General features: G+C 59.6%; 21 protein-coding genes. 13 read left to right on the forward strand and 8 right to left on the reverse strand.

Going from position 1 to position 26,296, the window contains the following annotated elements; translation table 11 throughout:
* Nucleotides 1–126: 126 nt before the first annotated feature.
* From PQU95_RS08860 to PQU95_RS08875, 4 genes are all read left to right on the forward strand, one after another.
* Nucleotides 127–1,299, forward strand: a complete 1,173-nt coding sequence (locus tag PQU95_RS08860; RefSeq protein ID WP_272751652.1) for a DUF262 domain-containing protein — start codon at nt 127–129, stop codon at nt 1,297–1,299.
* Nucleotides 1,289–2,431 carry a DUF3696 domain-containing protein gene (locus PQU95_RS08865; protein ID WP_272751653.1) on the forward strand — a complete coding sequence of 381 codons (1,143 nt, stop codon included), beginning with the start codon at nt 1,289–1,291 and terminating at the stop codon, nt 2,429–2,431. The genes PQU95_RS08860 and PQU95_RS08865 overlap by 11 nt, the downstream gene beginning before the upstream one ends.
* A gap of 3 nt (nt 2,432–2,434) precedes the next feature.
* On the forward strand, nt 2,435–3,367 hold the full coding sequence (locus tag PQU95_RS08870; protein WP_272751654.1) for a hypothetical protein: 933 nt from the start codon (nt 2,435–2,437) through the stop codon (nt 3,365–3,367).
* Between the two features lie 527 nt (nt 3,368–3,894).
* Nucleotides 3,895–6,162 carry a hybrid sensor histidine kinase/response regulator gene (locus tag PQU95_RS08875; RefSeq protein WP_272751655.1) on the forward strand — a complete coding sequence of 756 codons (2,268 nt, stop codon included), beginning with the start codon at nt 3,895–3,897 and terminating at the stop codon, nt 6,160–6,162.
* A 73-nt stretch (nt 6,163–6,235) separates the two neighbouring features.
* On the opposite strand, the gene phhA is transcribed toward PQU95_RS08875, so the two are convergent.
* Complete coding sequence (gene phhA, locus PQU95_RS08880) at nt 6,236–7,126, reverse strand: phenylalanine 4-monooxygenase (protein WP_272751656.1); 891 nt, start codon at nt 7,124–7,126, stop codon at nt 6,236–6,238.
* A 132-nt stretch (nt 7,127–7,258) separates the two neighbouring features.
* On the opposite strand from phhA, the gene PQU95_RS08885 reads away from it, so the two are divergent.
* On the forward strand, nt 7,259–7,744 hold the full coding sequence (locus PQU95_RS08885) for an Lrp/AsnC family transcriptional regulator (protein ID WP_272751657.1): 486 nt from the start codon (nt 7,259–7,261) through the stop codon (nt 7,742–7,744).
* A 37-nt stretch (nt 7,745–7,781) separates the two neighbouring features.
* Here PQU95_RS08885 and PQU95_RS08890 read toward each other — a convergent pair whose 3' ends face one another.
* From PQU95_RS08890 to PQU95_RS08900, 3 genes are all read right to left on the reverse strand, one after another.
* Nucleotides 7,782–8,663, reverse strand: coding sequence for a DMT family transporter (locus PQU95_RS08890; protein WP_272751658.1), 882 nt, complete (start codon nt 8,661–8,663; stop codon nt 7,782–7,784).
* Nucleotides 8,664–8,726: 63 nt separating this feature from the next.
* Nucleotides 8,727–11,360 (reverse strand): aminopeptidase N, encoded by a 2,634-nt coding sequence (gene pepN, locus PQU95_RS08895; RefSeq protein WP_272751659.1) that lies wholly within the window; start codon nt 11,358–11,360, stop codon nt 8,727–8,729.
* An 80-nt stretch (nt 11,361–11,440) separates the two neighbouring features.
* Nucleotides 11,441–13,231 carry a M61 family metallopeptidase gene (locus PQU95_RS08900; RefSeq protein ID WP_272751660.1) on the reverse strand — a complete coding sequence of 597 codons (1,791 nt, stop codon included), beginning with the start codon at nt 13,229–13,231 and terminating at the stop codon, nt 11,441–11,443.
* 422 nt (nt 13,232–13,653) lie between these two features.
* Here PQU95_RS08900 and ccoN point away from each other — a divergent pair, with 422 nt between their 5' ends.
* From ccoN to PQU95_RS08935, 7 genes are all read left to right on the forward strand, one after another.
* Complete coding sequence (gene ccoN, locus PQU95_RS08905) at nt 13,654–15,078, forward strand: cytochrome-c oxidase, cbb3-type subunit I (RefSeq protein ID WP_017506976.1); 1,425 nt, start codon at nt 13,654–13,656, stop codon at nt 15,076–15,078.
* A gap of 18 nt (nt 15,079–15,096) precedes the next feature.
* Entirely contained in the window at nt 15,097–15,711 is a 615-nt protein-coding gene (gene ccoO / locus PQU95_RS08910) for a cytochrome-c oxidase, cbb3-type subunit II (protein ID WP_272751661.1), read from the forward strand.
* 3 nt (nt 15,712–15,714) lie between these two features.
* A complete protein-coding gene (locus PQU95_RS08915) occupies nt 15,715–15,894 on the forward strand; it encodes a cbb3-type cytochrome oxidase subunit 3 (protein ID WP_272751662.1) in 180 nt (59 codons plus the stop codon).
* Nucleotides 15,891–16,805 carry a cytochrome-c oxidase, cbb3-type subunit III gene (gene ccoP, locus PQU95_RS08920; protein ID WP_272751663.1) on the forward strand — a complete coding sequence of 305 codons (915 nt, stop codon included), beginning with the start codon at nt 15,891–15,893 and terminating at the stop codon, nt 16,803–16,805. Before PQU95_RS08915 ends, ccoP begins: the two co-directional genes overlap by 4 nt.
* Nucleotides 16,806–16,955: 150 nt before the next feature.
* On the forward strand, nt 16,956–18,374 hold the full coding sequence (gene ccoG, locus PQU95_RS08925) for a cytochrome c oxidase accessory protein CcoG (protein ID WP_272751664.1): 1,419 nt from the start codon (nt 16,956–16,958) through the stop codon (nt 18,372–18,374).
* A 3-nt stretch (nt 18,375–18,377) separates the two neighbouring features.
* Nucleotides 18,378–18,902, forward strand: a complete 525-nt coding sequence (locus PQU95_RS08930) for a FixH family protein (protein ID WP_272751665.1) — start codon at nt 18,378–18,380, stop codon at nt 18,900–18,902.
* A 10-nt stretch (nt 18,903–18,912) separates the two neighbouring features.
* Nucleotides 18,913–19,302: a YbaY family lipoprotein gene (locus tag PQU95_RS08935; RefSeq protein WP_272751666.1), complete on the forward strand. Its 390-nt coding sequence runs from the start codon at nt 18,913–18,915 to the stop codon at nt 19,300–19,302.
* Between the two features lie 91 nt (nt 19,303–19,393).
* On the opposite strand, the gene PQU95_RS08940 is transcribed toward PQU95_RS08935, so the two are convergent.
* Nucleotides 19,394–20,602, reverse strand: coding sequence for an MFS transporter (locus tag PQU95_RS08940; RefSeq protein WP_272751667.1), 1,209 nt, complete (start codon nt 20,600–20,602; stop codon nt 19,394–19,396).
* A gap of 91 nt (nt 20,603–20,693) precedes the next feature.
* Between PQU95_RS08940 and PQU95_RS08945 the strand changes: the two genes are divergently transcribed.
* Entirely contained in the window at nt 20,694–22,376 is a 1,683-nt protein-coding gene (locus tag PQU95_RS08945; protein WP_272751668.1) for an ABC transporter substrate-binding protein, read from the forward strand.
* A gap of 186 nt (nt 22,377–22,562) precedes the next feature.
* Here the strand turns inward: PQU95_RS08945 and PQU95_RS08950 are convergent, their stop codons facing one another.
* The 3 genes from PQU95_RS08950 to PQU95_RS08960 form a co-directional block, all read right to left on the reverse strand.
* Nucleotides 22,563–23,669, reverse strand: a complete 1,107-nt coding sequence (locus PQU95_RS08950) for an alpha-hydroxy acid oxidase (RefSeq protein ID WP_272751669.1) — start codon at nt 23,667–23,669, stop codon at nt 22,563–22,565.
* 51 nt (nt 23,670–23,720) lie between these two features.
* Nucleotides 23,721–24,500 (reverse strand): hypothetical protein, encoded by a 780-nt coding sequence (locus tag PQU95_RS08955; RefSeq protein WP_272751670.1) that lies wholly within the window; start codon nt 24,498–24,500, stop codon nt 23,721–23,723.
* A gap of 83 nt (nt 24,501–24,583) precedes the next feature.
* Nucleotides 24,584–25,972 (reverse strand): tryptophanase, encoded by a 1,389-nt coding sequence (locus PQU95_RS08960; RefSeq protein ID WP_272751671.1) that lies wholly within the window; start codon nt 25,970–25,972, stop codon nt 24,584–24,586.
* Nucleotides 25,973–26,296 lie beyond the last annotated feature (324 nt).

Below are 26,296 nucleotides of genomic sequence, written 5' to 3' on the forward strand. Positions count from 1 at the left end.
TTACATACATGATAAAACATCGCCAGCCAAAATGCAAACATGTAAAAAATGTAAAATTCCCTTATAAAAGTAAAAACACCCACTTAATATCTAATATTAATAAAATAACCTCCAGAAAGGAATCACATGACCGAGATTGAAAAAGAATTAGTGAAAAAAGAAGATGAAAGTGGACTAGAAGCAGATGAACTTGGCTATGATATTGAGGTCCCTTTTGACCCATCAAAAATTGATATACAAGTAAAGCCACTGTCGATAAGTAGTTTACAAAGTCGCCTGAGTAATGACGAACTGGATTTAACACCTGATTTTCAGAGACAAGCGAATGTCTGGGATCAAAAGCGAAAAAGCAGACTAATTGAATCAGTCTTGCTACGTATACCGCTACCTTCCTTTTACTTCAGTGAAGATGAAGAAGGTGTATACGCTGTTGTGGATGGTCTTCAACGTCTATGTACATTGTTTCACTTCATGAATCATGAAGAACTCAACCGCGTGGTAAAATCCAAACTTGGTCTACTGAGACTTAAAGATCTACAGTATCTTAAAGAATTAGAAGGTTGTTCATTTTCCGACCTCGATAGAAAATTCCAAAGACGCATCAGCGAACTAGAAATAACATCAAACATAATCAGACCAAACACTCCGCCAGCAGTAAAATTCAATGTCTTTGCCAGACTAAATCAAGGCGGACTACCTTTAAATGCACAAGAAATACGCAACGCCATTTACCCTGGAATGTGGCGTAAAAAACTACAAGAATTAGTTAATAGTAACTCTTTCAAAAACGCCACGGACGGAAAAATAAAACCAGAGCGACAACAAGATGTGGAGCTTGCCTTAAGATTTGTTGCATTATGGCAAATAGGATCTCCATTTCAACGACATGCCAACAAGACTCTTGATGAATTTCTCAACGAGACCGTCGAAAATTCATTACGTCACTGGAATGATAAGGACTGGTCGTTAGTTGAAAAATCCTTTATTGAATCCTTAGACTCTGCAGTAAAAATATTTGGAGAACACGTATTTAGAAAAAGCATCGGCAGTTACAGCAAGTCCCCGATCAATCGTGGCTTATTTGAAGCACAACTAATCTCCATTAGCTCACTTCAGAAATACGAAATAGAAATATTGATACTAAACAAAGAAAAAATAAGTCACGAACTGAAAAACCAACTAAGATATGGCACATTACTTTCAGGCGCACTACTATACGCAACCGGCTCCGCAGAAGCGTCAAACACCCGAATCAAAGAGATAACAAAAATATTCAAAGGAGTGATCAATGCTAATTAAAGAATTAACTCTTAAAAATTTTAAGTCAGTCAAAGACCAAACCATTCAATTAGAACCTTTGACTGTACTTACAGGCCTAAACGGGTCAGGAAAAAGCTCCATTTTGCAAGCGATCTCTCTTATAAAGCAATCCATTGATTCAAACCAACTTGGAAATCAACTGGTACTCAACGGTCCATGGATTCAACTTGGCCGTACTGAGGATGTATTATTTGAAGGCGCTGACTCAGAACTAATTAGCATCAGCATAGAAGTTGATGGAAAGAAAAATTCTTGGTTAGCCGATGCTACACCAAACTTAGACACGTTGGATGCTTCATTTGAAGGAGATTTGCATTCACTAAAAACTGGATTGCAAAATTTTCAATTCATTCAGGCAGATCGTCTAACCCCCGCAGTTCGATATCAACAAGCAACATCTGCGGACCAGGAACTTGGAAGGCTTGGCCCGCATGGAGAATATACAGTTGATTATTTAAGCAGACATGAAGATATGAAAATATCATCTTCACGGTGTTACCCAGAGAGTCGGCTCCGTAGTGAAGAAGAAAAGGATTTAATGCGGACAATCGCACCGACAGATCGTCTATGGGATGTTACGTCTGCTTGGCTACAACAACTGAGTCCTGGAGTTCGACCGATTGCAAGGGTAATAGACATCACGGATGCAACCTCACTACGTTTTGAATATACCGGCCTTAGTCGCGAGGCAAAAAGCAGAGAACACAAACCAACCAATGTTGGATTTGGACTAACCTATAGTCTCCCGATTATTGTTTCTTGTCTGAGTGCTCCGGCAGGGGCAGTACTACTACTGGAGAATCCGGAAGCACATTTACATCCGAGAGGGCAATCTGCCCTTGGTTTACTGCTATCATTGTGTGCGAACGATGGGGTTAATATCATTGTTGAAACACATAGTGATCACTTGCTTAACGGAATTCGCCTTGCTGCCAAAAGAAAAGATATTCTAGCTAGCGATGTAGCCGTGCATTTTTTTACTCGTGACATAGCAACAGGGTTGACAACATGCCAGTCACCAAACTTATTAGACAATGGTCGTTTTGATGATTGGCCATCTGGATTTTTTGATGAATGGGGTAATGCTCTTGACGAATTGCTAGGGGAGTAGGCAATGACAGTTCCAGTTCTTTTTCTTGAACCTGACTCTGGCTATCGCACCAATGTAGAAAAAGAAGTCGCTCAAAACACAGTAAAAAACCTAATTACTACATTAATAAAAATACGTCGTTTAAATTCAAAAATAAGCATTAACACTGCAGGATCATTATCCCAACAAAGAGTATCACCTGAAGATACCCTTCAAACCATATTAACCGGCCCCAATCATCGCGACGAATGGCTGTTATTAAAAGAGTTAAAGGCAAAAAGCCCACTTTCAAACGGACTAAGCACTTTCCTAGAAACATTTGATATTGCGGAGGCGCGAACCGAATGTGGGCAAATATCTACTGCTCTAACATGGGCAAGCTTGCTTGAAACAGGAACGGTAAGTTTGAAAACTGGAGGCGTTTGGGATAGCCACACAGTAAATATAGCGCTAACAAAAATCAATCCAGATGGCGAGCTGTTAAAAACAAAAGAGTGCATTAACAACCTAAGCGAACCAGACCATGTTACTCATCACAATAACTGGTTAAAGTCTCTAGGCTTTGATCGCATTCCTTCTGCTAAAAAATTCTGGACTGATAAAGAGTCCCAATTTCCAAAACTTCGCTTTTTAGATCAAACCAAAGGGCATATAGAGGCACTTGCAACTAGTGGGGCGCCATACAAGCAGGCCCTCTCCACGCTAGAAGCGTTAAATGAGGATGCATCACGCTGGGATGGAAATGGACAACCCCAATACTCCATAAAAGTTGCAGATGGTGAGCATGATCAACGCCAAAGCTTAAGTAGATTTACGGATGAAACTGTTGGAAAAGAACTGGACTTTGATCGTCATGCCTACTTCACGGGTGGTTTTCCTGGAAGAATACACTTCCGTGTCGATATCAATGAGAAAAAATTCGTAATCGCATATATCGGATTCAAACTTAAAGCCTAGCCAATAAAACATGGGATTTTTTACAAGCATATCGGCTAGCATGTTGATGCTGCATGGTATATTTAATGGCAAAACCCAATGCAAAAAGTGCAACATATTGATTTTATTGATTTTTTCAACACAAAAAACAATTGAGTGGGAGTGAGCCTTTGCGGCCAACCTTAACGTTGGCCGCAACACCCGCCCGACTCACCCAGCCCGCCCGATGGCGGGCTTTGTCTTGCCCTGACACCGGCCCCCATGCATACGCTCGGACAGCTGTGCAGTGACGCCGGCATGGCGCTGCCAAGCCGCTTCAGGACGAGCTAACGGCACGACAAGCGACCCGCCTGGCAACCGTGCCTGCTCAATGCCCGCTACTTGACGCCATTGCACTCAGACTGGGCGCTATCGCTACAGCGCTACCCTAATACGCTGCTGTGGGCGGAATATAATGTGCGCCAGATCAAGGGTACCTTGCCAGCTATGTCGATAAGCTATAGCGTTACAGCTGCATAGCAAAAAACCATCTGCATACAGGAGCAGTCTTGCCCGCCCCAAGTACAGCCCCCAGCCAGGCAACGCATAGCATTACCACGCAGCTACGGCTGGCCATTCTGGCGCTACTGCTACCACTACTGCTCACCGCTGGTTTAGCCATCTGGGGCTATCAGTACGTGTTGCAGCGCTTAGCCAGCCAGCCCGATGCCAGACAGTTGGCCGCACTACTCCGGCTGCTGGACCAAGGCAGTGCCGTGCTGTGCTTCGTGGCGCTGTCGGGCCTGCTGCTGACGCTAGGGGTGGCCTACTACTACGTGGAGCGCGTGCTGGGCAGCCGCCTGCGCCAGCTGGCGCGCGCCATGCAGCAAATGCAACAGGGGGAACCAGGCCAGGCGCTGGCAGACACGCACCCGGACGAACTGGGCTGCATGGCGCAATCACTGGATGCTTTTCGCCACGTGATGCTGCAGCTGAACGAGAAAACCGACGCCTTGCATATGGCCAAAGAGGCCTCCGAAGCCGCCACGCGCGCCAAGAGCGATTTTCTGGCCAATATGAGCCACGAAATCCGCACCCCGCTTACCGCCGTGCTGGGCTATACCCACCTGACGCTGGACAGCTCACTACAGCCAGAACAGCGCGAAAACCTGCAAAAGGTAGATGCTGCGGCCAAAACCCTGCTGGGCGTCATCAACGATATCCTGGACTTTTCCAAGATCGAGGCCGGCAAGCTGGTGCTGGAAAACGTCAGCTTCGCCCTGAGCGATGTGATCCGCAATCTGGAAGACATCATTCGCATGCAGGCGGCTCAGAAAAAGCTGATGCTGACCCTGGATATCGACCCGAGCATTCCGTCATGGCTACGTGGCGACCCCTTGCGCCTGGGGCAGATACTGTTAAACCTTAGTAATAATGCGCTGAAATTTACCGAGCACGGTCAGGTGCGCATTGCCATTCATGGCCAGCCCGGCCCAGACCAAGGCTACACGCTGCACTGCGCCGTCAGCGATACCGGCATTGGCATGACGCCAGCACAGGTAGACCGGCTATTCCAGTCATTCAGCCAGGCAGATACCTCTACCACCCGCCGCTTTGGCGGCTCGGGCCTGGGTTTGGTGATCTGCCGCCAGCTGGTGCAGCTGATGCATGGCGAGATCCGCGTCACCAGCGTGCCCGGCGAGGGCTCGACTTTCCGCTTCAGCGTCCGCCTGCACCCCGGGGAACCGCCTGCCAGCCCTGCAGACACGCAACTGGCGCCAAGCTTGATCCACGACCAGGCACTAGCTGGGCTATACCTACTACTGGCAGAAGACAATGAGCTACTGCAGGAGTTTGAATGCCACCTGCTGCGCTCGCTGGGTGCCCGGGTAGAAGCGGTAAGCAATGGCCAGCAAGCCATCGCCGCCACACGCCACCCGAACAAACGCTTTGATGCCATTCTGATGGATATTCAGATGCCACAAATAGATGGCCTGCTGGCGACACGCCATATCCGCCAGCAATACAGCGCCAGCCAGCTACCCATCATTGCCATGACTGCCCATGCCATGGAAAGCGAACGACAGCGCTCGCTGGATGCCGGCATGAATGACCACCTGAGCAAGCCGATCAACCCTGAAGCGCTGGTGACTACCCTGTTACGCTGGGTTGCCCCCAAGGCCGCCGCAAAAGGCAAAACCATGCCCATAACGGAAAGCCCCCTGACCCTGCCAGAGCTGCCCGGCTTCGACCTGCAGGCGGCACAGCAACAGCTGGGTGGCAAAACCAGCCTGCTATACAAGCTGCTGCTGCGCATGCGCCAGGACTACGCCCAGGCAGCACAACAGATCCAGGCAACCCTGGATGCAGGCCAGCCGCAAGAAGCCATGCGCCTGGCCCACTCGCTGAAGGGCGTCGCCGCCACCTTACATATTGCGCAGCTACAAAAGGCTGCCGCATCGGTAGAGCTTGCCCTGGCCAATGGCGATAGCGAAGGGGCTGACATACTCATGCCGGCGCTGCTGCGCGCCATGGAAGAAACCAATGCCAGCCTGGCGCTGCTGCCAGGAATACAACCGGCACAAAATACCGAAGGGGCACCCGCTGGCAGCCTGCCACTGGCCGCCCTGCAGACACTGGACCAGCTGCTACGCGAACGCAATATCCGCGCCAAACGCGCCTACCACGAGATAGCCAGCCAGCTGGATAGCTACGATACGACGGCCAACCAACGCCTGGCGGATGCGCTGCAGGCGCTAGACTTCATCAGCGCCCGCCACCAGATGCTGTACTGGCTACAGCAAGCCGGCGCGCCCGTGGACGAACCCGTGCGCTAGTTGGCCGCAATGAAAGCAACACCCCCTGCAGCCTGGCCGCAGGGGGTGTTGCTTTTCGCCGTGCCATCGCCGCCTAGACGTCTTCGGTATCCAGCCAGCCTTCGCGGTTGCCCACGGTGTATACCTTGTCAGCTGCGTCGATATCACCGGCGCCCAGTACCGCTGCCGCTTCCACTTGCGGGTAGATCGGCGTGAAGTCCGGCGCGGTGGCATCGAACAGCTGCTGGAAGCTGTCGATCACAAAGTAGGTTTTCTGGAAGGTATCGATGCGGTAGCGGGTACGCATGATGCGCTGTAGATCGAAACCCACGCGGTTGGGGCTGGCGCTATCCAGGCTGTACACCGACTCCGACTTGCTGGACACGATACCCGCACCGTAGATGCGCATGCCCTGCGGCGTGTTGATCAGGCCGAATTCCACCGTGTACCAGTACAGGCGCGCCAGCAGCGGCAGGTAGCCCAGACCCTTGGCCTTCATGCCACCACGGCCGTAGGCCTGCAGGTAGTCGGCAAATACCGGGTTGGCCAGCAGCGGTACGTGGCCGAACAGGTCGTGGAACACGTCCGGCTCTTGCAGATAATCCAGCTGGTGCGGCTCGCGCAGCCACCAGGTCACCGGAAAGCGGCGGTTGGCCAGGTGCTCGAAAAACACGTCGTCCGGGATCAGGCCCGGCACTGCCACAATCTGCCAGCCGGTGGCAGTGGCCAGTTTTTCGTTCAGGCGCTTGAAGTCGGGCACGCGGTCGGCGTCGATGGTGAGCAGTTCCAGGCCCTGCAGGAACTCGTCACAGACGCGGCCCGGCAGCAGCGCGCACTGGCGCTGGTACAGCGTGGCCCAGGTGCGGTGATCTTCGTCGCTGTAGCGCTCCAGCGGCTGCGGCAGGGTAAAGTCGGCGCTGTGGCTCAGGCCGGCATTCTTTAGCACCGTGATGTCCGGTACGGTAAAGGTGTTCATCTCCATCATTTTTCTCTTGTGTGTGCGGCAGGTGCCAGTACCACAAGTGTAGAAGCAGCCGCGTGCGCGTTGGCCGCATCATTTGCTTGCCAGCGGCTTTTTTCGCATACTTGCCGCACCAAATCGACGAAAATGCACACTATGCGCAAACTGGAGTTTGACCGCTTTGACTTCCAGATTCTGGAAGCCCTGCAGCGCGACGCGCGCGCCACCCACCAGAAGCTGGCGCAGGAGGTGGCGCTGTCGGCGTCGCAGATCGGGCGCCGTATCCAGCGGCTGGAAGAAGCCGGGGTGATTCAGGGTTACCACATCAGCCTGCGCCCCGACCTGCTGAACCTGTCGGTCACCGCCTTTGCCAGCGTCAGCCTGGAGCGGCACGGCGAGGCGTCCATCCGAGAATTTGCCGCCGCCATCGCCAACCTGCCAGAGATTCTGGAGTGCTACGCGGTGGCCGGCGAGGCCGATTACTGGCTGCGCATTGTGGTGGCCGATCTGCCGTCGCTATCGCGCTTCGTGATGAACAAGCTGATGACGCTGCCGCTGGTCCGCAGCGTGAAGTCCACGGTGGCACTGGAGCCGATCAAGCACAGCCAGCGCCTGCCCTTGCAGCAGGCGATGGGCGGCTGAGACAGGAAAGGTTGGCCGCAAGGCCTTGCAGCCTGGCTCAGCGCCGTTTCAGCGCCTGCCACGAGATCAGCACCAGCGCGCTGCCGATCAGCAGCATGCCTGCCGCTTCCGATGGCGACGGCAGCTCGTCCAGAATCAGCCACGCCATGCCCACCGCCACGGCAGGAATGGCCAGGATGCTCAGCCCGGCCATGCCGGCGCTCAGGCGCGACAGCAGCATCATCCACATCAGCCAGCCCAGGCCACCGGCCAGCACGCCGGAAAACAGCAGCACGCCCAGCAGCGGCCAACCCCATACCGGCTCGCCGCCAGGAAACACCGGCAGCAACACCAGCAGGGGCAGCGTGCCCCACACCATCTGCCACAAGGTCAGCGCCAGCGTATCTACCTGGTGCTGCGCGCGCAGGCGCTTGGCGATGATGGCCGAGCTGGCCCACACCAGGCCGCCGGTAATGGCCAGCAGGTCTGAGAGCCAACTGCCGTGCAGGTCCCACGGTTCCAGAATGGCCAGCAAACCGGCAAAGGCCATCGCCACGCCCAGCCACTGGCTACGCGCCAGCTTCTCGTGCAGAAACACCCGCGCCAGCAGTAACGTCCAGAACGGCATGGTATAGCACAACACCGACACCTTGCCGGCGCCGCCGGCCACTAGCGCCAGATTGGTAAACAACACAAAGCCGGCGGTCTGCGTCAGCCCCAGCCAGAAGGTTGGCCGCCACGGTGTGGGGCGAAAACTGCCACCACGCAGGCGCAGTACCACCGCCAGCGTGGCAATGGCAAATACGGTACGGAACAGGCCCAGCTGGAAGGCACTGGCGTAAGCCAGACCCAGCTTGGTGACAACCCAGTTGGTACCCCAGAAGAACCACAGGGCCAGCAGCATGGCAGCGCTGGTAGCAGGTGAAGCGGAAGCGAACATGGCGGCAGGCAAAGAAAAAGCCGGCGCATGCACCGGCTTGGGGCAAAACAGCAGTATACCTGCTTATGCCGCCAGGTTCTTCGATACGATTTCGTAAACGTCCTTAGACAAGCCATCCTTGGCCAGGATGCGCTCCAGCTCGCGCGTCATCAGCGCCTGACGTTGCGCCTCCAGCTTCTGGCGACGGTTGAACAGCGACACGATGCGGCTGGCCACTTGCGGGTTGATGGCGTCCAGCGCCAGCACCTGGTCGGCAAGGAAAGCGTAACCGGAGCCATCCGCAGCGTGGAAGTGCAGCATATTGCGGCCGAAGCTGCCCAGCAAAGCGCGCGCCTTGTTCGGGTTCTTCAGGGTGAACGCCGGGTGCTGCATGGCGGCCTTCACGTGCTCCAGCACGCCGGGCAACTGGCTGCTGGCCACCAGGCTGAAGAACTTGTCCATCACCAGTGCGTCGCCCTGCCAGCGGCTGGCAAACGACAGGTAGCAGTTCTCGCGCTCGGCTACGTCACGGTCGCGCAGCGCCAGCATGGCGCCCATCTGGTCGGTCATATTGTCCGCTTCCAGGCACTGCTTTTCAGCGGCTTCCAGCGGCCAGGCATCACTCAGACGGGTCAGCATGGCCAGTGCCAGGTTTTTCAGGCTGCGGCGGCCACCATCGGCCGGCTGGTAGCGCTGGGTCTGGTTAAGATTGTAGGCTTCGTGCCATTCGCCACGCAGCGCCTGCGCCAGGCCATTGAGCACGAATTCACGTACGGTATGGATGTGGCCTGGGTCGGCAACATCTACCATTTCCAGAATATCGGCTTCGGATGGCAGGCTCAGCATCAGCGCCTTGAACGCCGGGTCGGCGGCGTGATCTTTCAGCACCGCGCGCAGCGCCTCGACAAAACCGGCCGGCAGCTGCAGCGTGCGACCGGCTGCATGGTCGGCCAGCAAGGCTTTCAGCAGACGCTCGGCATAAGCCTGGCCGGCTTCCCAGCGCGCGAAGGCGTCGCTATCGTTGGCCATCAGGAACGATAGCTCGTCGTCGCGCCAGTCGAACTGCAGGCGTACCGGTGCGGAGAAACCGCGCAGCAGCGACGGTACCGGCAGCTCACCGATATTGACGAAGGTAAAGCTTTGCTCGGCAGCGCGCACGTGCAGCACCCGGGTGCCGGCACCGGGCGCAAGCTCGCCGGCCAGCTGCAACGGCAGGTCCTGACCATCGCGGCCCAGCAGGCCCACCGCCAGCGGGATGTGGTACGGCTGCTTGCCGCTCTGGCCCGGGGTGTCCGGGCAGCTTTGCTTGACGTGCAGGGTGTAGCTGCGCGCCACGGCGTCGTACTCGCCGCGCACTTGCAGCAGCGGGGTACCGGCCTGGCTGTACCACCGCGCGAACTGCTCAAGGTCGACACCATTGGCATCGGCCATGGCGGCGCGGAAGTCGTCGCAGGTGACGGCCTGGCCATCATGGCGCTGGAAGTACAGCTTCATGCCCTTCTGGAAGCCTTCTTCACCCAGCAGGGTGTGGTACATGCGTACCACTTCGGAACCCTTTTCGTACACCGTCATGGTGTAGAAGTTGTTCATCTCGATATAGCTGTCCGGGCGGATGGCGTGCGCGGTGGGGCCGGCGTCTTCCGGGAACTGCAGCTGGCGCAGCTTTTTCACGTCCTCGATGCGCTTCACCGGGCGGCTGTGCAGGTCGGCGCTGAACTCCTGGTCGCGGAACACGGTGAGGCCTTCTTTCAGGCTGAGCTGGAACCAGTCGCGGCAGGTCACGCGGTTACCGGTCCAGTTGTGGAAGTACTCGTGGCCGATGATGGCTTCCACGCGCTCGAAGTCGGCGTCGGTGGCGGTGTCCTGGCGTGCCAGCACCGCCGAAGTGTTAAAGATATTGAGGCCCTTGTTTTCCATGGCGCCCATATTGAAGTCGCCCACAGCTACGATCATGTAGATGTCCAGGTCGTATTCCAGACCGAAGCGGGTTTCGTCCCACTGCATGGAGCGCTTCACTGCGCCCATGGCGAACGCTACCTTGTCCTGGTCTGCGGCCACGGTCCAGATTTCCAGCGCCACCTGGCGGCCGCTGACGGTGGTGTAGCTGTCTTTCAGCGCCACCAGCTTGCCAGCCACCAGCGCAAACAGGTAAGCCGGTTTGCGGTACGGGTCTACCCATTTCACCCAGTGGCGCTTCTTGTCGGCCTGGCCTTCGCCTACCTTGTTGCCGTTGGACAGCAGTACCGGGTACTTCTGCTTGTCGGCAATGATGGTGGTGCTGAACTTGGCCATCACGTCCGGGCGGTCCGGGTAGTAGGTAATCTTGCGGAAGCCTTCCGGCTCGCACTGGGTATACAGGTTACCGCTGGAGCCATACAGCCCGTTAAGGCTGGTATTGGCTACCGGGTCGATTTCGGTTTCGATATCCAGGATAAAGCTGTCCGGCACATCGGGAATAGCCAGGCCATCGGCGTGCTGCTGGTAGGCACCCGGCTGCAGCTGGTCACCATCCAGCACCACCGACAGCAGCGTGGCGCTACCGTCCAGCTGTAGTACGTTGGCCGCAGTGGATTGCGGATTGCGGTGAATCACCATGCGGGAGCGTACGCGGGTTTGCGTGTCGTCCAGTACATCGAAAGTCAGGTCTACCTTGTCCACCAGATAGGCGGGCGGCAGGTAGTCCTGGCGATATTTGATCTGCGGCTGTTGTTGGCTCATGAACGGGCATCCTCAGTAGGCTTGCAAGGCGGGTCGGCGCGGGCCGCCCCCTTGTCTTTATCAACGCAAAGCGTCCCTGGTTATGATTTGATCCACGCGGCGGCACCGGGCGCCAGGCTCAGGCGGCACGTATCGGCTTGCGTGGCTTGCAGTGTGACTTTGTAGGTAGCCAGCTCGTCACGACGGAAGGCGTGTACTTTGACGGTATCGCCTACCTTGTGGCGGGAGATGGCTTTATCAAGATCGCAGGCTTTCAGGCCGTTTACCGCCACGATGACATCCCCGCCGGACAGGCCCGCCGCCTGCGCGGCACCGCCATCGAGCACCTGCAGCAGGCGCACGCCCAGCGTATCGGCAGCAGCCTTCACGCCAAAGGTTGGCCGCACGGCGGCTGGCTGGATGCTGTCCACGACGCTGCCGCTGTCTGCGGGGCTGTCGGATGGCACCATTTGCAGACTGACCCCCTGGGTGGCCAGCAGTTCAGCCAAGGGCAGGTCTTGTGTGCTGCGGATAGCTTTATCGAAGTACTGGCCTAGCGGCAGACCTGTAGCCTGCCCGGCCACCTGTTCCCACTCGCCCTCGGCCAGGCCCTGGCCATCGGCCAGCCATTTTTGCCATAGCGCCAGCATCACGGTGTCCAGACTCTTGGCGCCGCCGGTTTCGCGGCGGATGTGCAGGTCCAGCGCCAGCGCGGCCAGCGAGCCCTTGGTGTAGTAGCTGACAATACTGTTGGGGCTGTTTTCGTCCTGGCGGTAGTACTTGGTCCAGGCGTCGAAGCTGGAGTCGGCTAGCGTCTGCTTGGTACGGCCATTGCCGCGCATCACGCCGGTAATGGTTTTGGCCAGCAGGCCCAGGTAGCGCTTTTCGTCGATCAGGCCACTACGCACCAGCGCCAGATCGTCGTAGTACGAGGTAATGCCCTCGAACGCCCACAGCAGCGTGGTGTGGCCTTCGCGGTTCAGGTCGTAAGGGGTGAACACCGCCGGCTTCATGCGCTTCACGTTCCAGCTGTGGAAGTACTCGTGGCTGATCAGACCCAACAGGCGCAGGTAGCCGTCGCCGATCTCGCCCTCCGCCAGGCCGGGGGCCGGCAAGTCATCACGGTTTGCCACCAGTGCGGTGGAAGCGCGGTGCTCCAGGCCGCCGTAGATATCGGCACCGACAAACAGCATGAACACGTAGCGGTCGAACGGGGCGGGCTCGCCAAAGAAGCGGATCTGCCACTCGCAGATGCGTTTGGTATCGGCAGCCAGGCGCTTGAGGTCTGCCTGGCAGGCGCCGGACACTACAAACTCGTGTGGCACACCGCAGGCCTTGAATGTGACGCGCTGAAAACGGCCCAGCTCAACCGGGTGATCGACCAGCTCGTCGTAGTTGGCCGCATGGTAGCGCCCGAAACCGGTCTTTTTGTGCACATCCAGCGCAGGCAGGCTGGTAGCCACTTGCCAGTCGGATAATGCTTTGCTGGCTGGGGCGTCAATATCTACAGTGCAAGGGGCGTTTTCGAAGCCATCCGCCGACAGAAACACGCTGGTGCCGTTATAGAAGCCGCGGTTGGCATCGAGATAAGCCCCGCGCACGGACAAGTCGTAGGCATACACCTGGTAACGCACGGTCAGCTCGCCTTTCACCGGGGCGGCCTGCCAGCTGTGCTTGTCCAGCTTGCTCAGGGCTACCGCCTTTTTGCCGCTGCTGGCGCTGATCTGCACGATATGGCGGGCAAACTCGCGCACCATATAGCTGCCCGGGATCCAGGCAGGCAGACGCAACACTTGCCCGGCAGCGGCAGGCTGGGCAACGGTGACGGTCACCTCGAAAAGGTGGGCTTGCGGGTCAAGTACGCAAAGGCGGTAGCGAACAGAGGAAGACATAGTGCTGAAACCGTTCTGTGGCAGAAAGATGCTGGATTCTAGCACCGGCCGTACAAAACCACCCCTGACCTTCCGGCTTGATCTTCATCAATAGCAGCGCTACCGATGACAATATAATCCATATCTGTCAAAAGGCTAAAAAGGCCAAAAAGCCAGCATGGGCAGGGGAAACAGTACACAGCCCCACGTTCTTGACTGGTGGCTGGTGCCTGAATTGATTAGAATAGCCTGTTGAATACGCGGGTGTATTAAAGCACTTGTTCTTGCCTGGCAAGGCAGTGGTGCAAAGCGGGGCGCACCAGCTACAGGGGTTTTGATCAACACCCAAGAACTTGATACACCTCCCCAGCTTGGGGCTGGTGCACAAAATTCAAGTCACCAGTTTTACACGTTCTAGTTCGCAACCTTGGAGAAAACCCTAAATGGATACGCAATCCACTTATAACTATAAGGTGGTGCGCCAGTTCTCGATAATGACCGTGGTTTGGGGCATTGTCGGGATGCTGGTTGGCGTCATTATTGCGGCCCAGCTGGTGTGGCCGGAGCTCAACTTTGGGCCCTGGTTCCACTACGGCCGTCTGCGCCCCCTTCACACCAACGCCGTGATCTTTGCCTTCGGCGGCTGCGCGCTGTTTGCCACGTCTTACTACGTGGTGCAGCGTACCTGTAACGTTCGCCTGATTTCCGACAAGCTGGCTGCGTTTACCTTCTGGGGTTGGCAACTGGTTATCGTACTGGCCGCCATCACCCTGCCGCTGGGCATTACCGCCGGCAAGGAATACGCCGAGCTGGAATGGCCTATCGACATCCTGATCACCGTGATCTGGGTGGTATACGCCATTGTGTTCTTCGGTACCCTGGCCATCCGCAAGGTTAAGCACATCTACGTAGCCAACTGGTTCTACGGTGCCTTCATCCTGGCGGTAGCCCTGCTGCACGTCGTAAACAGCCTGGCTATCCCGGTATCGCTGACCAAGTCCTACTCCATCTACGCCGGCGCAGTGGATGCCATGGTGCAATGGTGGTACGGCCACAACGCCGTAGGCTTCTTCCTGACCGCCGCCTTCCTGGGCATGATGTACTACTTCGTACCGAAGCAGGCTGGCCGTCCGGTGTACTCCTACCGTCTGTCCGTGGTGCACTTCTGGGCGCTGATCTTCACTTACATGTGGGCCGGCCCTCACCACCTGCACTACACCGCCCTGCCTGACTGGACCCAGTCGCTGGGTATGGCGTTCTCGCTGGTACTGCTGGCACCAAGCTGGGGCGGCATGATCAACGGCATCATGACCCTGTCCGGCGCATGGCACAAACTGCGTACCGACCCGGTACTGAAGTTCCTGGTGGTATCGCTGTCCTTCTACGGTATGTCCACCTTCGAAGGCCCGATGATGTCCATCAAGACCGTTAACGCCCTGTCGCACTACACCGACTGGACCGTTGGCCACGTGCACTCCGGTGCCCTGGGCTGGGTTGCCTTCATCTCCATCGGTTCCATGTACTACCTGCTGCCGCGCCTGTTCGGCCGTGACAGCATGCATAGCGTGAAACTGATCGAAGCTCACTTCTGGCTGGCTACCGTTGGCGTGGTGCTGTACATCGCCTCGCTGTGGATTGCCGGTGTGATGCAAGGCCTGATGTGGCGCGCACTGAACGCCGACGGCACGCTGACCTACTCGTTTGTAGAAGCCGTCAAAGCGTCCTACCCGTACCTGTTTGTCCGCTTCCTGGGTGGTTTCCTGTTCCTGTCCGGTATGTTGCTGATGGCTTACAACACCTTCCGTACCGTAGCAGCAGGTCGTCCGGTAGATGCCAAGATCCCGGCAGTTACCGCGCACGCGCACTAAGGGAGCCAAGGAAACATCATGGAAAAGATCCAGAAACTGATTGAAGAAAACGTAGCGTATCTGATCGTGCTGACCCTGCTGGTTATCAGCGTGGCCGCCCTGATCGAGATCGTACCGTTGATGTTCCAGAAGTCCACCACCCAGCCTGTTGCCGGTGTGAAGCCTTACACCGCCCTGCAGCTGACTGGTCGTGACATCTATATCCGCGAAGGCTGCTACACCTGCCACTCGCAGATGATCCGTCCGTTCCGTGCGGAAACCGAGCGCTATGGCCACTACTCCGTGGCAGGCGAATCGGTATACGACCACCCGTTCCAGTGGGGCTCCAAGCGTACCGGCCCGGATCTGGCCCGCGTAGGTGGCCGTTATTCCGACGAATGGCACCGTGTTCACCTGACCAACCCGCGTGATGTGGTACCCGAGTCCAACATGCCTGCCTTCCCATGGCTGGCACGCAACCTGGCCGATGCTGACGGCGTAGCCGCCAAGATGACTGCACTGACCAAAGTAGGTGTGCCATACACCGCCAAGGAAATTGCAGAGGCGAAAGCCCAGGTTGAAGGCAAGTCCGAGCTGGACGCGCTGATCGCCTACCTGCAAGGCCTGGGTCTTGCACTGAAGAACGCGCGTTAAGCCATGGACTGGACTAATCTGGGGCGCATCCTGTTCACGGTATTCTGCTTCACCGTGTTTATCGTGATTGCATTGGGTGCCTTCGGTAAAAAAGCCAAGAAGCGTTATGACGAAGCGGCCAACCTTGTGATGGACGAGGATGACACGCCAGCGAATGACGCTTCCAACGGAGCGAAGCAATGAGTGATTTTGTGAGTGATTTCTGGGGCGTATATATCGCCGTAGTGGTGATTGTGGGTCTGGTAGGCTTGACCTTCCTGCTGTTCTCGCAATCGAAAACCACTGTCAAGAAAGGTGAAGAAGTTCAGATCACCGGCCATATCTGGGACGATGACCTGGCTGAATACAACAACCCGCTGCCACGCTGGTGGATGTTGATGTTCTATCTGACCCTGATCTTTGCTGCAGTTTACCTGGTACTGTACCCGGGCCTGGGTACCTGGAAAGGTATTCGCGGCTGGACTTCGGTAGGCCAGTACAAGGAAGAGAAAGCCGTTGCAGAGGCCAAATACCAGCCGCTGTACGACAAGTACCTGAAACAGGACATCAAGGCTGTCGCTGCCGATCCGGAAGCACAAGCCATGGGCAAACGCCTGTTCCAGACCTACTGCGTTCAGTGCCACGGCTCTGATGCACGTGGTGCCAAAGGCTTCCCGAACCTGACTGACAACGACTGGCTGTATGGTGGCGATGCCAAAACCATCCACACCACTATCGCTGGTGGCCGTCAAGGCCAGATGCCGGCCTTCGGTGCTGCCTTCGGTGAAGAAAAGGTGAAAGACGTTGCCAACTACGCCATGTCGCTGTCCGGCAAGAAGCATGATGCCGACCGCGCTGCGCGTGGCAAGGAAACCTTCGCTGCCATTTGCTCGGCCTGCCACGGTGCAGACGGTAAAGGTAACCAGGCGATGGGTGCTCCTAATCTGACCGACAATGTATGGCTGTATGGTGGTACCGAAAAAACCATCATCGAAACCGTTACTAACGGCCGCAACAACCAGATGCCAGCCTGGAAAGACTTCCTGGGTGACGGCAAGGTTCACCTGCTGACCGCTTACGTTTATGGCTTGTCCAATAACGCCAAAGCCCAGTAATTGACCCTGCTCAATACTGCCCGCGCAAGCGGGCAGTATCTTTTGTGCTAACATTTTACTTGTTTATGAATTGTTTTAGCATCAAGCATGCTTCATAAAGAGCCTAGAATAAGCTGGGTGCTTTATGAAGCATTCTCTAAGGAAAGCCAGATGAGCGACAAGCTGAAAGATATCGGAGTCAAGGTAGAAAAGCCCCAGGGTGAAACCGTTTCGCTGTATGCAGCGCAAAAGAAAATCTACCCGCGCAGCGCAAAAGGTGTCTTTGCCAACTGGCGCATCCTGTTTGTGATTGCTACCCAGCTGGTGTACTTCGGCCTGCCCTGGCTGCAGTGGAATGGCCGCCAGGCCGTGCTGTTCGATCTGGTCAGCCGCAAGTTCTACCTGTTCGGCCTCACCATCATGCCGCAGGACTTCGTTTATCTGGCAGCCTTGCTGATGTGCTGTGCCTTCGGCCTGTTTACCTGGACCACCATCGCCGGCCGCCTCTGGTGCGGCTACTCCTGCCCACAGACGGTCTACACCGAGATCATGCTGTGGATCGAGGAAAAAATCGAAGGCGACCGCAACAAACGCATCAAGCTCGACAAAGAACCATGGAGCCTGCGCAAGCTGCGCATCAAAGGCACCTCGCACGGCATCATGATCCTGTTCTCGCTGTGGACCGGCTTTACCCTGGTAGGCTACTTCACGCCGATGCAAGACCTGCTCAAGGCCATGCCTACCTTCAGCTACGGCACGTGGGAAACCTTCTGGATGTTCTTCTACGCCGGCTTTACCTACCTGCTGGCCGCCCATATGCGCGAACAGGTGTGCATGTACATGTGCCCGTACGCCCGCTTCCAGAGCGCCATGTTCGATGAAGACACCCTGATCATCTCTTACGACGAAAAACGCGGCGAGCCACGCGGCGCGCGCAAGAAAGGCCAGGAGCAAGCCAACCTGGGCGACTGCATCAACTGCGGTATCTGCGTACAAGTCTGCCCTACCGGCATCGATATCCGTAACGGCCTGCAATACGAATGCATCGGCTGTGCCGCCTGTATCGACGCCTGCGACGAAGTCATGGTGAAGATAGGCAGCCCCAAAGGCCTGATCCGCTACACCACCGAAGCCGCCCTGGAAGGCAAATACCCGGAAAGCGCCATTGTGTCCCGCCTGAAACGGCCACGGGTCGTGATGTACATGCTGGTGCTGTCGGTGATCTTTGTTGCCGCCATCGCCTCGCTCAGCATGCGCAAACCTTTCAAGGTAGATATCATTCGGGATCGCGCATCGCTGGTACGTGAAACCAACGACGGGCTGCTGGAGAACACCTACAGCATCCGCATCATGAACGTATCGGAACAAGTGCAGACATTCCGCATCAAAGTGGAAGGTCTGGAAGGAATCAAGCTGGTGAGCGAGCACCCGCAAATCCGCGTAGAAGGCATGAGCAACGAGCTGGTGTCGGTACGCGCCCAGGTTGCACCGGAAATTGCCACCAAGGGCAGCCACGAGATTCACTTCACCATCGAGTCGCTGACCAACGAGGCCAGCGTTGAAGAGAAATCCAGCTTTATCGGGGAATAAGGCATGCAAAACCCAACCGGGGCCCCGCGCCCCTGGTACAAAGACCGCTGGCCATGGCTACTCATGGCCGGCCCTTTTCTGGCGGTCGTCGCCGGTATCATCACCTTCCGCATTGCTGTTGTTACGGCCGATGACATGGTGACCGACGACTACTACAAGCGCGGCAAAGACATCAATCTGGAGCTGGGCCGTGACAAGGTGGCCATCCAGCTCGGTATCGATGCACAAGCCATGTTCAGTGACGACGGCCAGTCGGTACGCGTCCTGACCACCAGCAAAACACCGCTGCAGGGCGACCTTGTCCTGACCCTGCTACACCCTACCCGCCAGCAAGACGACCAGCATGTCACCCTGACGCGTCAGGGCGACAATATCTACCAGGCCCGCATCAATGCCGGCAATGCCAAGCACTGGTATGTGCGTCTGGAAGACAAAGCCGGCAAGTGGCGCTTGCAAGGCGAGTGGCGCCCGGGCGAAAGTGCCATGGTGCAACTGGGTAACCCCAAACTGGAACAGCCAGCACAATGAGGACAGCAGCATGAGCCGGATCAACCGCCGTCATCTCTTACTCGGCCTGGCCACCAGCACACTGGCTGCCTGTGCCACCCGCCCGGGCATGGGCTATGTCAACGGCAGCGCTTTCTATCTGGAACGCATCGCCTACCCGCGAGACAAGACCCTGCTACGCGTGCGTTTACTGGATGTCAGCAGTGGCGCCCCCGCCGTGCTGGCCGAGCAGACACTGGAAAAAGTGGGGACGCCCATTGCCTTCTCGCTGTGCTACGACTACGCCGCCATCAAGCCCGGCCGCCAATACGCGGTAGATGCCCGCCTGTTTGTCGATGGCGAGCTGCGCATGCAGGCGGCCGAGCCGGTAGCCAACCTGGCCAACAAGCTGGACATGCGGCTGGCGATGGTGGGGCAGTAAACCCGCCACGCAGCGCCCAAAGGCAGCCATCTGGCTGCCTTTTTCATTGCTACGGCCAGTACAAGGTTGGCCGCAAGCCACCCTGCCAGCTTCACGCCACCCGGTACACCGCCCCCAGCCGGCAACATAGCGCCGCCAGCAAAGACAGCCCTGCCGCCACCAGCATCAGCTGCATTAGCGGCCAACTGCCGGCCAGCGCCCCCGATAGCCACAGCGTCAGCGGCATCAACAGCTTGAACAGCGAACCGGTGAGGCCCGACACGCGGCCGATCAACGCCAGCGGCGTGCTTTCCTGCCGGTAGCTCCACACGCAGACATTGCCGCACACCACCACAAAGCTGCTGGCCAGCATCACCAGCCCCAGCAGCCACACCTGATGCAGCGTGGCCAGCGCCAGCATGCCCAGCCCTTCCAGCGCAAACGCCAGTACCACCACCCGCCCCAGGCCCAGCCGTTGCCGCAGCCACGTTACGCTAAAACCGGCGGCAATGCCCCCGATGCCGGCCACGCCGTACAGCACGCCCAGCTGCGCCGGGCTCAGCCCCAGGCTGTCGCGCAGGCGGAACAGCTGCAGCACCTCGGCCATGCCGCTGGCGCCGTTGGCCAGCACCACCGCCCACGCCAGCTGCCACAGCGGACGGTTGGCACGCAGCGCCGCCCAGCCGGCTGCCAACTCGGTAGCGAAGTGGCGCTCGCCGCCAGCCTGCGGCGGCAAGGCAGGCACCCGCAGTAAAGCCAGCGACGACAGCACGAACAGCAGCGCCGGCAGCCACAAACCCCACGCCAGCGAGGCAAAGGCAATCAGCAGGCCGGACAGCATCGGCCCGGTGACGGCAAACAGGTTGAACAGCGTATTCAGGTAGCTGGTGGCCGGCATCAGCAAAGCCTGCGGCACGCTGTGCTTCACCAGGCCAAAGCGGCAAATGGCGGTAATGTAATTGCACAGCATCATCACGAAAGCCAGCGGATAAAAGCCCCACAGCGGCAGCCAGCCCTGCGCCAACAAGCTACCGGCCAGCCCCAGCAGCAGCGCCATCAGCAACAGGCTGTGCTGCGCCCAGCGCCGGCGGCAGACGCGGTCTACCCACACGCCGATGAACACCGCCAGCAGCAGGTTGGGCAGAAACTCCACCGCGCGCAGCTGGCTCATCGCGTTCAGCGAATGCGTCAGCTCGTACAAGATCAGCGGTAAGGCCAGCTGATAGATCTGGCTGCCCAGTGCCAGAAACAGCGTACTGGCAAACAGCCCCACAAATACCGGCTGCTGCCACAGCCCCCCGCCCTGCCCTGCCTGTTGCATGCTGCACTCCTGATGATCGATATGGCTGGACAGCATGCCGGCAAAAAGCGGAAGCTAAACAGGAGACAAATCAGCAAGGCGTTCCGCTTTTATGCACAAAGCCCGTCAGTACTACCAGCGCCTGTACCACGCCCGCCACGGCCAGAGCGGCCCGGCACGGCTGGAGCAGGTAGCCGAGCAGCTATGCTGCAGCCCGCGCCACGCCCGTGCCGTGCTGGCCACGCTGGCCGCACACGGCTGGCTGCAATGGCAGGCCGGGCGCGGGCGCGGCCAACTGTCGCAGCTGCAATTCCACACCCACCCGGCCACGCTGGAGGCCGACGCGCTGCAGCAACACCTGGCGCGCGGCGACATCGAAAGCGCCATGCAGCAGCTCACCCCCGCCAGCCGGCAACGGCTGGGCGAGCTGCTGCCCGCGTATCTGGGCGTACAGCCCGGCAGCGAGCAGCGGCTACGCATCCCGTTTTACCGGCCGCTGCACAGCCTGGACCCGGTGCAGATCAACCGCCGCACCGAGTGCCACCTGATCCGCCAGCTGTTCGACGGCCTGACCTGTTACCAGCGCGACAGCAACCGCATCGAGCCGGCGCTGGCCCACCACTGGCAGCACGACGCCAGCCTGCAGCAGTGGCGCTTCGTGCTGCGCCCCGGCGTGCTGTTCCACCACGGCCGGCCGCTGGAAGGCGAAGACGTACGCCAGACGCTGTACCGCCTGCGCGACGAGCCCGGCCCGTTCCAGCGCCTGTTCGCCCACGTGCAGTCGGTGCAGCTGCCCGCGCCGCGTGAGGTACACATCACGCTGTCGCAGCCGGACGCCCTACTGCCGCACCGGCTAGCCGACCATTGCGCGGTGATCCTGCCGCGCGAACGTTGGCCGCAAGCCGACTTTGGCCGCCTGCCCAGCGGCACCGGCCCGTTCCGCCTGAGCGTCAACAACGCCCACCGCGCCACGCTGCGCGCCTTCGAGCGCTACTGGCAGGCACGGCCGCTGCTGGACGAAGTAGACATCTGGGTGGTGAACGACGACGCCACCCGCGCCCGGCTGGACGTGCGGCTGGGTTACCACGGCGCGACCCCGCCACAAGGGCAGTACACGCTGCAGGCCGAGCCGGGCTGCAGCTATGTGTGCGCCAACCCCGCCAGGCTGGACGCCAGCCAGCGCGCCGCCCTCGCTGCCTGGCTGCACCCGGCGCAGTGGCCGGCCGACCTGGGCGGCCAACGTGCGCTGGGCATGCTGGCGCAATGGCAACACTGGCCGGCGCCGCAGGCGGCAGCGCGACCAGCACTGCCGTCACGCTTGCGGCTGGTGACGTACAAGCTGGCCACCCACGTCGGGCTGGCCGAGCACGTGTGTGCCCGGCTGGCCGCCGCCGGCTGCCAGGTTACGCTGCAGGTACTGGACTTTCCCGAGTTTGCGGCCAACCACTGGCGCCACAGCGCCGACCTGATGCTGACCGGCGAGGTGCTGGGCGACGACCTCGACTACAGCTGCTACCAATGGCTGGCCGGCGAATCCGGCTTCCACCCCTGGCTCAGCGACGCTACCCGCCACGCGCTGCACACGTGGGTTGGCCGCAGCCAGGCCGAGCCGGACAGCGCCATGCGCTGGCAACACTACGCCGCCGCCGCCAGCCTGCTGGTGCGCGAGTACGCGCTGATCCCGCTGCAGCACAGCACCATGCGGCTGGAGTTCGACCCGCAGCTACGCGGCATTGCGCTGTCGCAATGCGGCTGGATGGACTTCCGCCAGCTGTGGTTCGACAGCGCGGCGTGAGGCTGCATAGCGGCAAGGTTGGCCGCAGGCGGGTAGCAGCGGTGTGCGGATCACGGCAGCCTGGTGCCGCACCACTCAGGCGGCGGCCATCGCGCAAGCTTGCGGCGCCGGCAAAGCACAAGGGCAAGCCTGCGGCTTGCCCTTGCTGTTATCCACGCGGCCAAGCTTTGCCGCCAGCCACCTGCACTACGCGGCAGGCGGCGCCGGCCACAGGCAATGCGGGCCGATGTCGGCCAGCGTGCGGCAGCCGGTCAGCGCCATGGTTACCTCCAGCTCTTCGTGCAGCGTGCGCAGCAAGTGGGCCACCCCCAGCGCGCCGGCTACTGCCAGCGCGTGGATAAACGGGCGGCCGATCAGCACCGCGCTGGCGCCCAGCGCCAAGGCCTTGAACACGTCGCTGCCGCGACGGATACCGCCGTCCAAGAGCAGCGGCACGCGGCCCTGCACCACGGCGGCGATGGCGGGCAGTGCGTCCAGCGCGGCCGGTACCGTGTCCAGCACGCGGCCACCGTGGTTGGACACCACCAGGCCGTCCACACCGTGCTGCAACGCCAGTTCGGCGTCGTGCGGCGACAGGATGCCTTTCAGCACAATCGGCAAGCGGGTCTGGCTGCGCAGCCAGGCGATGTCGGCCCAGCGCGGGGCGATGGCCATCATGCCGTCGAACACCCCACTCTGCCCTGCCGCCAGCGCTGGCTGGTACGGCACCATGCCGGCCAGATTTACCGCCGCCACGCCGTCGGGCAGGGCAAAGCCGGCGCGCTGCTCGACGTTGCGCACGCCGGCCAGCGGCGCGTCCACCGTCAACACCAGCGCGGTATAGCCGGCGGCTTCGGCACGCTGCACCAGCTGCGCCACCACGGCGCGGTCGTGCTGCCAGTACAGCTGGAACCACAGCGGCGACGGTGAGGCGGCAGCAATCTCTTCCAGCGGCGTGCTGGCCAGCGTGCTCACCAGCATGCTGCTGCCCATCACGCTGGCGGCGTAGGCGGCGCTGCGCTCGGCGTCGGGGTGCACCAGTTTCTGGTAGGCCACCGGCGCCAGCAAAATCGGCATGGCCAGCGCCAGCCCCGGCAGGCGACAGCGGCTGTGGCCGCCTTGCACGTCGGCCAGTACGCGGGGGTGCAGGCGATGGCGGGCAAAGGCCTGCAGGTTGGCCGCATGGCTCAGTTCGTCGGCGGCGGCGCTATCGATATAGGCGCTGGCGTTGGCCGACATCATGCGCTGGGCGTAGCGCTGGTAGTCGGCGGCGGATACCAGGTCGGCGGGGATGTGATCCAGGTGCGGGCTCATGGCGGTAAGGCAGCAGGCAAAGCGCCACCCTACCCTAGATGGGAATAACTATCAATCAATCAATACCGACAGCGGCAGCGGCTGGTCGGTAGCGCAGTCGTACAGCAGGTCGGTCACGCGGCCAGCCGGCAGGCAGCCGTAGCGCTGCGGTGCCACGATCATCAGCAAGCCATGGTCGGCCGGGCGCGGCAGCCAGCGCTCGTTGTCGCTGATGGTGATCGGCCCCACGCCAAAGCGGCGCAGCATGGGCAGCGAATAACTCCAGGCCTTGTACTGGCGCATGATGCGCGAAAAGCGCTGGTAGCCGTAGCTGGTAATCGCCGGGTCGACGCCGATGCGGGCAAAGAAAGCCAGCTCACGCTGGCGGGCTTCTTTTACTTCGGTAGCAAAACGCTGCCGCGCCTCGGCCTGGCGCTGCGGCGCAAAGCGCGCCAGATAGCTATCGCGCTGGCGGTGTGCCTCATCCATACCACCATGAAAAGCCAGCACAGCGTGGTAACCCAGCTCGCGCTGGCTGGCGGCGGTAAACACGTAGTTGGCGCAAGACGAATTACAGTAACGCGGCACGTGCACGCGCAAGCGGTGCTGCGCCACCCACTCGCCCAGCGCCAGCCCCAGGTTGAACGCGCCGCCGCTGCTGCTGATCACCAGCGTGTGCGGCTTCACCGCGGCCGCGTCGTACAGCGCGAACAGGCGCTGGTTGGCCGCCGCCGATAGCTCGCCGTCGTACACCAGCGCGTCGCCAGCGTAAGACAGCGTAACGCTGGTTTGCGCCAGTGCCTTCGCAGCCAGTAATGCGGCCAACAGCGCCGCGATGATCCTGATACCCATGCCCTTGCCTCCTGCCAGCACTATACAAGCACAAGAAAAACCCCGCTGCGTGCAGCGGGGTGTGGGGCAGGCAAGCAGTCGGCTTACAGCGGATGCAGGCGTGCGGTGAAGTGGCGCAGGATAGGCGGCTCGTAGTCGAAGCCCAAGCCACGGATGCTGCTGGCACGCTGCTGGATGTCGATCAGGCAGTCGGCGATGTAGTCCATGTGGTCGTTGGTGTATACGCGGCGCGGGATGGTCAGGCGCAGCAGCTCGAACGGCGACGGTTCCTGCTCGCCGGTAGCCGGGTTGCGGCCCAGCAGCAGCGAGCCGATTTCCACGCCGCGAATGCCGCCTTCCAGGTACAGCTCGCACGCCAGCGCGTGCGCCGGGAACTGCCCGGCCGGGATGTGCGGCAGCAGCTTCTTGGCGTCCACAAACACGGCGTGGCCACCGGTCGGCGTCTGGATCGGAATGCCACCGGCGGCCAACCTGTCGCCCAGGTACGCTACCTGGCCGATGCGGTAGGCCAGATAGCCTTCGTCCATGCCTTCTTTCAGGCCCACCGCCAGCGCGGCCATGTCGCGGCCGGCCAGGCCGCCGTAGGTGACAAAGCCTTCCATCGCCACACAGCGCACCTGCACGCTGCGGAACAGGTCTTCGTCATCCTTGAAGCAGCACAGGCCGCCGATGTTCACCAGCGCGTCCTTCTTGGCCGACATGGTGAACATGTCGCCGTGGCTGAACATCTCGTACACGATGGCCGGTACCGACATGTTTGCGTAGTCCGGGTCGCGCTGCTGGATGAACCAGGCGTTTTCGGCAAAGCGCGCCGCGTCGATGATCACCGGAATGCCGTGGCGGCGCGCCAGCGCGGCCGACTCGCGGATGCTGGCCATGCTCACCGGCTGGCCACCGGCGCTGTTGCAGGTCACGGTGATGATCAGGCCGGCCACGTTGGCCGCACCGTGTTCTTCGATCAGCGCCGCCAGGCGCGGCAGGTCGAAGTCGCCTTTCCAGTCGTAGGCGGTGGTGGTGTCCAGCGCCTGCGGCGTCAGCACATTGATGGCACGCGCGCCAGCAATCTCTACGTGCGCCTTGGTGGTATCAAAGTGATAGTTGGACAAAAACACCGGCCGCTGGCTGCCGCAGCGTTTTACCAGCTCGGGGAACAGGATCTGCTCGGCACCACGGCCCTGGTGGGTGGGCATGGTATGGGCGTAGCCAAATACCTCTTTCACCGTGGCTTCCAGCTCGTAGAAGTTGCGGCTGCCGGCGTAGGCTTCGTCGCCCATCATCACGCCGGCCCACTGGCGGTCCGACATGGCGCCGGTACCGCTGTCGGTCAGCAGGTCGATGTACACGTCTTCACCGCGCAGCAGGAACGGGTTCCAGCCGGCAGCGGCCAGTGCCTCGCGGCGGTATTCGGGGGTGGTCTGCTTGATGGGCTCTACCATCTTGATGCGGAACGGTTCGGGGATGCGTCGTGCCATGTTGATGCTCCATGCCTGCGGCCAACCTTGCAGCCACACGCCACCGCACGCAGGTAGGGCAGGCGTGACGGGGCAGCGTAGCGGCACACTGCCGGCGCGACAACGGCGCGCAGCAAAGCAGCGTGGCAAGGCCACAGGTGTCGATTGATTGTTTAGATTGGCTTTAAAACAGACGGACAGCCGGGTGGCTGCCAAGGGGTATCAGGCGCGGGGGAAGTCGTTGGCCAGTACAACGTCGAGGTTATACCAGTTGGGCAGCAGGCTGCGGCAAGTGCTGCTTGCTGCGGGGCAAACTAGCGGTTTCATGCACGTTCTCCAGTGTGT

Source organism: Vogesella aquatica (genome assembly GCF_028548455.1).
In the GTDB taxonomy this organism is placed as follows: Bacteria; Pseudomonadota; Gammaproteobacteria; order Burkholderiales; family Chromobacteriaceae; genus Vogesella; species Vogesella aquatica.